Raw genomic sequence first — 11443 nt, 5'->3', positions numbered from 1 at the left:
ATGACGTGGATCGCCGCGGTCGCGCGGTTGCGGGCACGCCGGGAGCCCGGCGTCCTCGCGACCGTCGCGACTGTGCGCGGCCATGCCCCGCGCGAGGCCGGCGCGAAGCTCGTCGTGGGGCGGAGCGCGACATGGGGCTCCATCGGGGGCGGCAATGTCGAGGCGGTCACCATCGACCGGGCCCGGGAGATGATCGCGGTGTCCAAGGCCGAGCCGGAGCTGATCGATTTCGCCCTGAACGACAAGGTGACCAACGAGCACGGCGTGCAGTGCTGCGGCGGCACGGTCTCGGTGCTGCTCGAACCGCTGCCGGTGGCAAGGGCGGTGGCGATCTTCGGCGTCGGGCACGTGGGCCTCGAACTGGCGCGCATCCTGGCCCGTCAGGACCTCGACCTCCATCTGATCGACAGCCGTTCCGACATGCTGGCCGAGCGGCGGCTCGACGTCCTGGCGGACGCGGTGGCACAGGTGCACGTGCACCACACGCCGCTGCTGCCCGAGGAGGTGCTGGAGGAACTGCCGCACGGCACCCACGTCCTGATCATGACCCACGATCACGCCGAGGACGCCGCGCTGTGTGACGCCGCCCTGCGCACGACCCGTCTCGGCCCCATCGGGTTGATCGGGTCGGCGGCCAAGTGGGCACGGTTCCGCAAACGCCTCGCCGACGAGGGCGGTCACGACGAGGCGACGATCGACCGGATCAAGACCCCGATCGGGCTGACCGACATCACGGGCAAGGAACCCGCGACCATCGCGCTGAGCGTCGCCGCCGATGTGCTGCGGACCTTCGAGATCTGAGCGGCATCCCAACTCGCCGTTTCGACCTGGGCCGAGAGGTGCGGCGCCCGCAGGAGGCACCGTCCTTCCCTCCCTGCTGCTGGTCACCGAGTCGGCCCGCAACCTGCATCGCCGGCGATCCACAGGGAATGGCGGTCCCTGAGCGGCGGTTGTGACCTCGCGAACGGCACGTGATCAACGACGAGGGGAACAGTCATGGGGCGCGAGGACGACGGACCGCACGGCAGCGTGGCGGAGGGCTTCGAGGGGGTGCGGGAAGCGTTCGCCGCGGTGCTCGGCGAGGCGCGGGACGCGCCCGAGGCGCAGCTCGTGGTCCACGTGGACGGCCGCCGGGTGGTCGACCTGTGGGGAGGTCCCGGCACAGCGGCGGACACGCTGACCGGCCTCTACTCCATCACCAAGGGCGCCGCCCACCTCGTGGTCGCGCTCCTCGTGCAGGACGGAGTCCTCGACCTGGACCGCCAAGTGGCCGCGTACTGGCCGGAGTTCGGTGCGGAGGGCAAGGATCGGCTCACCTTGCGCGAACTGCTCGCGCACCGCTCAGGGGCCATCGGCGTCGATGGCGGGTTCACCACCGAGGAGTTGGCCGACGACCGGCTGATCGCCGCGCGGCTCGCCGGGCAACGGCCCTTCTGGGAGCCGGGATCGGCGTACGGCTACCACGGGTTCGTGATCGGCGCCCTGACGGGAGAGGTTGTGCGGCGGGTGACCGGCCGTTCGATCCAGGAGATCTACGAAGAGCGGATCCGGGCGCCGTACGAACTCGACTTCCACCTGGGGCTGCCGGAGGAACTCGAAGCGCGCTACGCCGACGTACTGCCGCTGCTGCCCACCCCGGAGGAGGCGGAGCGACTCGCGGCCGGCGCGGTGGCCCCCGACAGCATCACCGGCATCGCCTTCAACCAGAACGCCACCCCGCCGACCGATGTGGCGGCCTTCGCCAACCTTCGCGCCGTCCGGGCGCTCGGCCCCACCTCGGTCGGCGGGGTCGGTACCGCGCGGGGAGTGGCGGGGATGTACGCCGCGGCGATCAGCACCTTCGACGGCCGAGCCCCGCTGCTGAAGCCGGAGACCGTCACCGAATTCGCCCGGGTCCACTACCGGGGAACCGACCTGGTCACCGGCAACGAAGACGCCTTCGGCCTGGGTTTCGAGGAACTGAGCGGTCGGTACGCCTTCCTGGGCCCGGACGCTTTCGGTCACAGCGGCGCTTCAGGTTCGCTCGCCTTCGCGGACCCGGACAGCGGCGTGGCCTACGCGTACACGCGTCGCCGCTTCGCCTTCCCTTCGGGATTCGGAGCGGGCCTCGAGAACCACGGGCTGGCCGAGGCCGCGGTGCTTGCGGCGACCGGGCGGCGGTAGCGGTCCGCCGGGGTGGAGCCCGCGTATCCCCTCATGGACGGCATCTGGTCCGCTCCTCTGGTTCCACTTCGGCGCAGGCGACGTTCCGCAGGCGACGGCTGGGACCGGTGCGTGGAAGGGGGCGGCTTCCGCGGTGGAGCACACGGGTGCCGGCGGCCGAAACCCGCCGCCATGACGTCCGGCTCGCCGCAACTCATCGCCCTGTCAGGGAGGTTGGGGGACCATGAGGCGTGAGTCAGTGTCGGTGACACCTCGGGGGACAGACCATGGCATTGGAATTCCGTTTGCTCGGGCCGGTCGAAGCACTGTGGGAAGGCCGTCCCCTGCGGGTGGGCGGGCCCAAGCCCCGTGCTCTGTTGGCCGCGCTGCTGCTGCGCGCCGGGCATGTCGTGCCCGCCGACGCGCTGGTGGACGTCGTATGGGAAGGGGAGCCGCCGGAGACGGCCCGTGCGCTGATCCAGTCGTACGTCTCGGCCTTGCGGCGGGCGCTGCCGGAAGCACGACGGGGGGCGATCGAGACGCAGGCGCCGGGGTACGTGATCCGGCCCGACGCCGGTGCCGTGGACCTGGAGCGGTTCGAGGAGCTGGCCGCGGCCGGGCGGCGGGCCGCGGCGCAGGGGGACCACACCGGCGCCGCCCGGTCGTTGCGCGACGCCCTCATGCTGTGGCGCGGTCCCGCGCTCGGCGGGGTCGGCGAGGTGTTGCGGAGCCAGGCGGTACGGCTCGAGGAGGCCCGGCGGGCCGTACTCGAAGAGCGCATCGCCGCCGAACTCGAATGCGGGGGGCGGGAGAGCGAGCTGCTCACCGAGGTCAGGGCACTCGTCGGCGCCCACCCCACCAACGAGCGGCTGCGCGGTCAACTCATGCTCGCCCTCTACCGGGTGGGGCGGCAGGCGGACGCCCTTCAGGTGTTCGAGGAGGGGCGGGCCGTACTCGCCGAGGAACTCGGCATCGATCCCGGGCCGGAACTGCGACGGCTGCAGGGAGCGATCCTGAGGGCCGACCCCGCGCTGCTGCGTGCCGAGGGCGGTGCGGCGGCCACCGACGTCTCGGCACCGCCGGTGCCCGCGTCGCCCCGCCCTGTGTGCCTGCTGCCGCCTGCCATCCGGGACTTCACCGGGCGCGAGACAGAGATCGCCGAGGTCGTGGACGGGCTCACCGCGCCGCGGGACGCGACCTCCGTCGTGGTGGTGTCAGGGCCGGCGGGCGTCGGCAAGTCCGCCCTCGCGGTGAAGGCCGCCCACCTGGCCATGGACGCCTTCCCCGACGGGCAGCTCTACGCCGAGCTGCAGGGCACCGGCGGCCCCCTGCCGTCCGGCGACGTCCTCGGCAGGCTGCTGCGCGCGCTGGGCGCCGAACCGCCCGACGACGCCGCTGAGCGTGCCGACCTCTTCCGCAGCCTCGTCGCGGGGCGCCGCCTCCTCTTGGTCCTCGACGACGCGGGCAGGGAGGCCCAGGTGCGGCCCCTGCTGCCGGGCAGCGCGGGCTGTGGCGTGCTCGTCACCTCGCGGGCCCGGCTCGGCGGCCTCGACGGGGCCCGGCGCACCGATCTCGCCGTCCTGGACGAGGCACGCAGTCTTGAACTGCTGGCCCAGGTCACCGGAGCGCGGGCTGCGACAGACGCTCCCGCCCAGGACGCCGCCGCCCGGCGCATCGTCACGCTGTGCGGTGGTCTGCCGCTGGCCCTGCGGATCGCCGGGGCTCGACTGACCACCCGCCGGCACTGGACTCCCCGCATCCTCGCCGATCGCCTCGAGGACGAGCGGCGCCGCCTCGACGAGCTGGCCGTGGGCGACCTTGAGGTGCGCGCCAGTCTGGGGCTGAGCTACGAGTCGCTCGATCACGACGCCCGCACGGTGCTGCGCCGCCTGGCCGTGCTCGGGCCGTGCGACACGGCACCCTGGATGGTGGCGCTGCTCGTCGACGGGGCCGAGGACGATGTGGAGGAGGTTCTCGAACGGCTCGTCGACGCGCAGTTGCTGGACTGGACGGGGACTGACTCCGCCGGTCAGTCGCGCTATCGGGCTCACGACCTGGTGCGGGTGTACGCCGCGGAGCGGGCCGAGGCCGAGGACTCGCTCGAGGTACGCACGGCGTCGGTGGGAAGGGCGCTGGCCGCCGGACTGCGCCTGGTGGAGCGGGTCGCGGAGGAAGCGCCTTCGGGCGTGGTCGTGCTGCGGCCCTATCTCGGAGGTTCGGCGAGCGTCAACCGGTCCGCCGGCGGGCCGGAGACGGGGTGGGGCGAGCCGGGCACGGCGGGCGGAGCACCGGCCGCCGATGTGGGGGCGGCGACCACACGGCGGGCGCTCGCCGATCCGTATCCCTGGTTCGAGGCCGAGGCCGACGCGCTCGCCACGGCCGTCGAGCGCGCGGCGGCGTTCGGCCTGCACACCCTCGCCTGTGCCGCCGCGACGGCGCTGTGCTCCTCGTCGTTCGCCGTCGGCAACCGCTTCGACGCCTGGTGGCGCAGCCATGACGCGGCTCTCGCCTCGGCCCGGCGTGCCGAGGACCGCGCAGGCGAGGCGCTGCTACTGATCGGCCTGGGACAACTGCGGTTCGAGCAGGACCGGTACGCCGAGGCGCAGGACTACTTCGGACAGGCCGAGCCCTTGTGCGCCGCCATAGGCGACCTGCACGGCCAGGCTGCCGCCCTTACGGGGCTCGGCGGCAACTTGCGTGAGCTGGGCCGCCTGGAAGCCGCCGACGACGCGCTGGCCCGCGCCGTCGACGTATTCCAGCACCTGGGCGACGACGCGGGCATCGGTCTTGCCTGCCGGCTCCGTGGCTCCGTACGCCTGGAACTCGGCGACCACGACGGCGCGTCGGCACTCCTGGACGTGTCGCTGCGGGGCTACCGGTGCCTGGGCAGCCGACGAGGCGAGGCGCTCACGCTGCGCACGCTGAGCCTCGTGCACCGGTCGCTCGGAGCGTACGAGGAGGCGGAGCGGTACGCCGGAAGGGCTCTCGAGATCCTCGCGGGCCTCGGCGATCCGCTGATGGCCGCGTACGCCGAACGGGCCCGCGCCAAGGCCCGGTTGAGGCTGGGGCGTACCCGGGAGGCGGAGGCGGAACTGCTCGGCGCGCTCGACGTCTGCCGGGCGTACCGCGACCGGTTCGGCGAGGCGCTGACCCTGCGTACGCTCGGCGAGTGCGCCTTGGCCGACGGACGGCACCTGGAGGCGGAGAAGCGGCTCGCCGCCGCCGTGAGCCTGTGGGACGCACTGGAGTTGCGCCTGCCGCGGGCCCGTACGCTGCGCGATCTCGCGTCGGTCCGCGAGGCGTTGGGCGACGGGCAGCGGGCGGCGGCACTGCGTACAGAGGCGTTGTCCGTGTTCACGGAGTTCGGCACGCTGGAGCGGAATGAACTTGAAGCGAAATGAGCGTGGAGCGAAGTGAACTGTAAGTCGCTGTGAGCCGTGTTGCGGAGACCTTGCAGGCAAACTGCAGGAGCCCCGGCGAACCTTGGTGACGTCGGAGGGATAGAGCCTCCGGCGCAACGGGGAACAACGGGGAAAGGACCACGATGTCCAACACCACGAACAGCAGTAGGAACAGCTGCACGACCAGCAGCACGGACAGCAGCACGACAAGCATCACGGACAGCGCTACGGCCGACTCGGCCTGCCGGCCGACGAAGGCGCCCGTCTTCCGCCGCCCGGCGGTCATGTTTCTGGTCGCCGGCCTCGCCGGCGGCGCCGTCGTCGGGGGGGCGCTGACCACGACCGCGTCGGCGGCTTCGAGCCCTCTGCGCGCAGAGATCGTCACGAGGGCGACCGCCGAGAAGAACAACCCGCAGCGCAACCGCGAGGCCCCGAAGAACTGCAACTTCTACAGCGGGTACTGGAAGACCAGCGGCGACAACATCTGCAGTACCTCGACCGGCGGCGTGAAGTGGCGCTCCAACAACTGGTGTTCCGACTTCGCCCGCTACGTCTGGAAGAAGTCGGGCGCCAAGACCAAGAAGATCGACCCGTGGGCGGGCTCGTTCTACCGGGCCGCCAAGGCCGGCACTGGCACGTGGCACAAGCGCGGCTCCTACGTCCCCAAGCCCGGTGACGCGGTGCTCTACGACTGGGACGGCGGCAAGCCGAGCCTCGGCAACAACGGCTGGGACGTGGACCACGTCGGTCTCGTCGTCAAGTACCGCAAGAGCGGGAAGAAGCTGACGACCATCGAGGGCAACACCACGAAGACGTCCAGCGGCAACGGCAAGGAAGGCGTCTTCCAGCGTTCCCGGTCCAACACCGAGCGAGGCGACGTCGTCGGCTACGTCTCGCCCGAGAAGCGGTAACACCCGCTACCCGCCGGCAGGACCACCACCGCCCGACGGGGGCGCCCCGGGGAGAGTGCCGCACCCACCTCTCCCTGGGGCCAGGGCGCGCGTGGGCCGCCGGCACCTTCCGTACTTCCCGCATCGCACTGCCTGCACGTGGGACGACTCAGGACGGCTCAGGACGGCTCAGGACGACAAAGGAAGCGGCATGCCCCCGATCATCCTCATGAACGCACCCGAAGTGGCCCACATCTCCGTCGTCGAGTGCGGCGAACCCTGCGTCGACCTAAGGGAGTTGCCCCTCCTCGACGTGGACGCACGCCAGGCGGATCCGGACGGGGCGTACGCCATGGTCCGCGAGGGGGTCGCCATGCGCCTCGAGAGGGCGGCACATCTGTTGCCCGAGGGGCTGCGGCTGCTGGTCACCGAGGGGTACCGACCACTGGCCCTGCAGACCCGGTACTTCGACGCGTACGCGGCCGAGCTGCGCCGGGCCAATCCTGACTGGCCGGACGACCACCTGCTCACCCAGGCCAGCCGTTCGCTCGCACCGCCCGAGATAGGGCCGCACGTCGCCGGTGCTGCCGTGGACCTCACGCTGTGCACCACGCACGGCGACGAACTCGACCTCGGCACACCGGTCGACGCAAGCCCGGAGGCCAGCGGTGGAGCCTGCTACACCGACGCACCGAACATCTCCGACCAAGCACGCCGCAACCGGCTCGCCCTGAGAGCGGCACTCACCACCGCCGGACTGATCAACTACCCGACGGAGTGGTGGCATTGGTCCTACGGCGACCGCTACTGGGCGCTGCTGACCGGAGCCCCTGCCGCCCGGTACGGGCCTATGTGAACAGCTGTGATCGGGGGACACATGCTGCGCATTCACTTCACCGCCCCGGACCTCGCCCGGACACGGGTGGCGAGCGGGCCGGCTCTGATGTGGGAAACAGTCCTGAGCACCCATTGGCTCAGGGACGGCTGCGCCGGCCTCCTCGGCATCCGGTGGCGCGGGCGGGTACGCCCGAACCTGCCGCGGCGGGCCCGCGCACTGTCCGAACTCATCCCGGCCCAGGGGTACTTCCCGGATTTCCTAACACCGCACACCGCCACCCTGTCCCTGGCCGAGGCGGTGGAGCCCGTCCTCCTCACCCCCAAGAACGAGGTGCGGAAGGACATCGAACTCCTCGGCAGCGGCTGCCCGTTGTCGCCGTGGGCCCGCGACCTGCATCGAGGCGTCGTCCCGGCGCTCGCCCACCTCGACCAGTCCTTCCGGGACTACCAGCGGGTCGCTATTACTCCGTTCCTCGGCGGCATCCTGACGCACACCGCACGGGAACGAGCACGGGCGGGCCGGGTCCTGGCCTCGGGCGGTGTGGAGGCGCTGCTCCGCAACCTCTCCCCGTCCGCGCGGTGGCACGCGCCCGTTCTCACCATCGACTATCCGGTGGACCGCGACCTGCACCTGGACGGACGCGGCCTGCTCCTTGTCCCCTCGTACTTCTGCCGCTGCCACCCGGTGACACTGGTGCGGCAGGGAGAGGAGGTCCCGGTCCTGGTGTACCCCCTCGGCCACGAACCCTGGGACTCCGAGGCGGCAGACGAGGCGAACGACACCCTGGCCGACCTCGTGGGGTGCAGCCGCGCCGCGGTCCTCGAGGCGGCCGGCGAATGCCACCAGAGCAACACGAGCCAACTCGCCCGCCGCACCGGCCTGGCACTGTCATCGGCCAGCCAGCACCTCACGGTGCTGCGCCGTGCGGGCCTGATCGTCAGCTCCCGCGAGGGCAACAGCATGCTCCACGAGGTCACCCCACTGGGTGCCAGCTTGCTCGACCGGCACGTGTGACTCACAGAAGTGGGGCACGCGCGCCTGTCACGTTGGGTGGCTGCTTGGTGGAATGGTCAACAAGACAGGTGATCTCGACACGGACAAGGAGGCTCAGCGTGCCGCAGCGCAATGTGTGGGGCAGTGGGAAGAAGCCGGACGACAGCAGACGCTTCCGCTTCATCGGTTGTTGATGCACTGTCAATCCGGGACCTTTAGGTTCCGGAAGCGCCCCCCCCGCGACCTCGCCGCCCGACCAGTGCGGCAGGGGCGGTCACGATCCCCTGGAGTGATCAAGTGGAACGTCGTAGTTTCCTGCGTGGAGCGGTCGTCGGCAGTACGGCAGCGGCTTTCGGCTACACCCTCATGCAGGGAGCGGCCTACGCGGCGCCGGCCCAGAAAGGCCCCGGCCCGTACGGGGCGCTCGGCACGGCAGACGCCAACGGCATCCAGCTGCCCAGCGGCTTCACCAGTCGGGTGATCGCTCGATCCGGCCAGAAGGTCGGCTCCACCACCTACACCTGGCACAACGCCCCTGACGGCGGCGCCTGTTTCGCCGACGGCACGGGCTGGATCTACGTCTCCAACTCGGAGATCTCCTCCACCGGTGGAGCGGGCGCGATCAAGTTCAACTCGGCGGGCTCCATCACCGGCTCGTACCGGATCCTGTCCAACACCAACCGCAACTGCGCCGGTGGTGCGACCCCGTGGAATACCTGGCTGTCCTGCGAGGAGGTCAGCAGCGGCTACGTCTACGAGACCGACCCGTGGGGTGTGAAGGCCGCCGTGCGCCGCGACGCCATGGGCCGCTTCAACCACGAGGCGGCCGCCGCCGATCCGGTCCGCAAGGTGATCTACCTGACCGAGGACGCGTCGGACGGCTGCTTCTACCGATTCGTTCCGTCCACGTGGGGCAACTTGTCGGCGGGTACGCTCCAGGTCCTCAAGGCGGGAACGGCCACCTCCGGCAGCTTCACCTGGGCGACCGTGCCCGACCCGGACGGCTCGCCCACCCCGACGCGCGACCAGGTCTCGGGCGCCAAGCTGTTCAACGGCGGGGAGGGCTGCCACTACGCCAATGACACCGTCTGGTTCACCACCAAGGGCGACGGCCGCGTCTGGCAGCTCAACCTGGCCGCCGGCACCTACGAGTTGGCCTACGACGACTCCCTGGTCGTCGGCGGCGGAGCCCCGCTGACCGGCGTCGACAACGTCACCGGCTCGTCCTCCGGCGACCTGTACGTCGCGGAGGACGGCGGCAACATGGAGATCTGCATCATCACGCCGGACGACGTAGTCGCGACGTTCCTGCGGATCAACGGCCAGTCCTCATCGGAGATCTGCGGCCCGGCCTTCTCGCCGGACGGCACGCGCCTGTACTTGTCCAGCCAGCGCGGTACGAGCGGCAGCTCGTCCGGCGGCATCACCTACGAAGTCACGGGCCCCTTCCGCCGCTGACCGGCCCACTGTCACGAGCCGCGCACGTCGACGGGCCCGCCGGGCTGCCTGGCGCGCAACGGTGGCGCCAGGCAGCCGACTTCAGGACGTCAGGACTTCAGGCTCAGAAGAAGCCGAGCTTCTTCGGCGAGTACGACACCAGGAGGTTCTTCGTCTGCTGGTAGTGCTCCAGCATCATCTTGTGCGTCTCACGGCCGATCCCTGACTGCTTGTAGCCGCCGAACGCCGCGTGCGCGGGGTACGCGTGGTAGCAGTTCGTCCAGACACGGCCCGCCTGGATCGCACGGCCCGCCCGGTAGGCGGTGTTCATGTCGCGCGTCCACACTCCGGCGCCCAGGCCGTACAGCGTGTCGTTGGCCGTCTTGATGGCGTCGTCGAAGTCGCTGAACGACGCGACCGAGACGACAGGACCGAAGATCTCCTCCTGGAAGATCCGCATGCGGTTGTCGCCCTCGAAGATGGTCGGCTGGACGTAGTAGCCGCCCGCCAACTCGCCGTCGTACGTGATGCGCTGGCCGCCCGTCAGGACCTTGGCGCCTTCCTGCTGGCCGATGTCCAGGTAGGAGAGGATCTTCTCCAGCTGGTCGTTGGACGCCTGGGCGCCGATCATCGTGTCGGTGTCCAGCGGGTGTCCCGGCACGATCTGCTCCGTGCGGGCGACCGCCGCTTCCATGAACTCGCTGTAGTGACCCCGCTGAACGAGGGCCCGCGACGGACAGGTGCAGACCTCGCCGTTGTTGAGGGCGAACATGGTGAAGCCCTCGAGCGCCTTGTCGCGGAAGTCGTCGTTGGCGGCCCACACGTCGTCGAAGAAGATGTTCGGCGACTTGCCGCCCAGCTCCAGCGTCACCGGCTTGATGTTCTCCGAGGCGTACTGCATGATCAGCCGCCCCGTCGTGGTCTCGCCGGTGAAGGCGACCTTCGCGACGCGCGGGCTGGAGGCGAGGGGCTTGCCCGCCTCGACGCCGAAGCCGTTGAGGATGTTGACGACACCAGGCGGCAAGAGGTCGGCCACCAGGCTCATCCAATAGTGGATGGAGGCCGGAGTCTGCTCGGCCGGCTTGAGGACGACCGCGTTGCCCGCGGCGAGCGCCGGCGCGAGCTTCCAAGTCGCCATCAGAATAGGGAAGTTCCACGGGATGATCTGCGCGACGACGCCGAGCGGCTCGTGGAAGTGGTACGCGATGGTGTCCTCGTCCACCTCGCTCAGCGAACCCTCCTGCGCGCGCATGACCCCCGCGAAGTAGCGGAAGTGGTCGATGGCCAGCGGGATGTCGGCGGCCAGCGTCTCGCGGACCGGCTTGCCGTTCTCCCAGCTCTCGGCCACCGCGAGGCTCTCGAGGTTCGCCTCCATGCGGTCGGCGATCTTCCGCAGGACGTCGGCGCGTTCGGTCGCGGAGGTGCGGCCCCAAGCGGGAGCGGCGGCGTGCGCGGCGTCCAGGGCTCGCTCCACGTCCTCGGCCGTACCGCGTGCGATCTCGGTGAAGGGCTGCCCGTTGATGGGACTCGGGTTCTCGAAGTACTGGCCGCGGGCGGGCGGGACGTACTCGCCGCCGATGAAGTGGTCGTAGCGGGCCTGGTAGGAGACAACTGCGCCGTCGGTGCCGGGCGCTGCGTAACGGGTCATCTTGGTGGCCTCCCGGGGAAGGCTGCCCGCCGTTGGGCAGCTCTCGCCCGGAGAGTAGGAGTCCGGACGTTGCAGGTACGTTGCGGTAGCCGGC

The 11443-nt window shown here is 70.7% G+C and carries 8 protein-coding genes; 7 read left to right on the top strand and 1 reads right to left on the bottom strand.

Annotated elements, in window-relative coordinates; all coding sequences use genetic code 11:
* The 7 genes from xdhC (at window position 1) to AC5P1C_RS11255 (ending at window position 9722) form a co-directional block, all read left to right on the top strand.
* Window positions 1-801, top strand: coding sequence for a xanthine dehydrogenase accessory protein XdhC (gene xdhC, locus AC5P1C_RS11285; protein ID WP_493865709.1), 801 nt, complete (start codon window positions 1-3; stop codon window positions 799-801).
* A gap of 195 nt (window positions 802-996) precedes the next feature.
* Window positions 997-2163 (top strand): serine hydrolase domain-containing protein, encoded by a 1167-nt coding sequence (locus AC5P1C_RS11280; protein ID WP_493865602.1) that lies wholly within the window; start codon window positions 997-999, stop codon window positions 2161-2163.
* Window positions 2164-2429: 266 nt separating this feature from the next.
* Window positions 2430-5543 carry an AfsR/SARP family transcriptional regulator gene (locus AC5P1C_RS11275; RefSeq protein ID WP_493865601.1) on the top strand — a complete coding sequence of 1038 codons (3114 nt, stop codon included), beginning with the start codon at window positions 2430-2432 and terminating at the stop codon, window positions 5541-5543.
* 143 nt (window positions 5544-5686) lie between these two features.
* Window positions 5687-6454, top strand: coding sequence for a CHAP domain-containing protein (locus AC5P1C_RS11270; RefSeq protein ID WP_493865600.1), 768 nt, complete (start codon window positions 5687-5689; stop codon window positions 6452-6454).
* Window positions 6455-6644: 190 nt separating this feature from the next.
* A complete protein-coding gene (locus AC5P1C_RS11265) occupies window positions 6645-7289 on the top strand; it encodes a M15 family metallopeptidase (protein ID WP_493865599.1) in 645 nt (214 codons plus the stop codon).
* 21 nt (window positions 7290-7310) lie between these two features.
* Window positions 7311-8285: an ArsR/SmtB family transcription factor gene (locus AC5P1C_RS11260; protein ID WP_493865598.1), complete on the top strand. Its 975-nt coding sequence runs from the start codon at window positions 7311-7313 to the stop codon at window positions 8283-8285.
* Window positions 8286-8561: 276 nt separating this feature from the next.
* Window positions 8562-9722 carry an alkaline phosphatase PhoX gene (locus AC5P1C_RS11255; RefSeq protein ID WP_493865597.1) on the top strand — a complete coding sequence of 387 codons (1161 nt, stop codon included), beginning with the start codon at window positions 8562-8564 and terminating at the stop codon, window positions 9720-9722.
* A gap of 103 nt (window positions 9723-9825) precedes the next feature.
* Here the strand turns inward: AC5P1C_RS11255 and exaC are convergent, their stop codons facing one another.
* Window positions 9826-11349 (bottom strand): acetaldehyde dehydrogenase ExaC, encoded by a 1524-nt coding sequence (exaC, locus tag AC5P1C_RS11250; protein ID WP_493865596.1) that lies wholly within the window; start codon window positions 11347-11349, stop codon window positions 9826-9828.
* Window positions 11350-11443: the final 94 nt, after the last annotated feature.

The sequence above is a fragment of the Streptomyces sp. A18 genome (assembly GCF_059026065.1).
The sequence above is the reverse complement of the archived record's forward strand: the minus strand, read 5'-3'. Positions and strand labels throughout refer to the sequence as shown.

Coding starts and splice junctions, on each gene's coding strand:
- xdhC (WP_493865709.1), top strand. CDS start 1: ATGACGTGGATCGCCGCGGTCGCGCGGTTGCGGGCACGCCGGGAGCCC.
- AC5P1C_RS11280 (WP_493865602.1), top strand. CDS start 997: ATGGGGCGCGAGGACGACGGACCGCACGGCAGCGTGGCGGAGGGCTTC.
- AC5P1C_RS11275 (WP_493865601.1), top strand. CDS start 2,430: ATGGCATTGGAATTCCGTTTGCTCGGGCCGGTCGAAGCACTGTGGGAA.
- AC5P1C_RS11270 (WP_493865600.1), top strand. CDS start 5,687: ATGTCCAACACCACGAACAGCAGTAGGAACAGCTGCACGACCAGCAGC.
- AC5P1C_RS11265 (WP_493865599.1), top strand. CDS start 6,645: ATGCCCCCGATCATCCTCATGAACGCACCCGAAGTGGCCCACATCTCC.
- AC5P1C_RS11260 (WP_493865598.1), top strand. CDS start 7,311: ATGCTGCGCATTCACTTCACCGCCCCGGACCTCGCCCGGACACGGGTG.
- exaC (WP_493865596.1), bottom strand. CDS start 11,349: ATGACCCGTTACGCAGCGCCCGGCACCGACGGCGCAGTTGTCTCCTAC.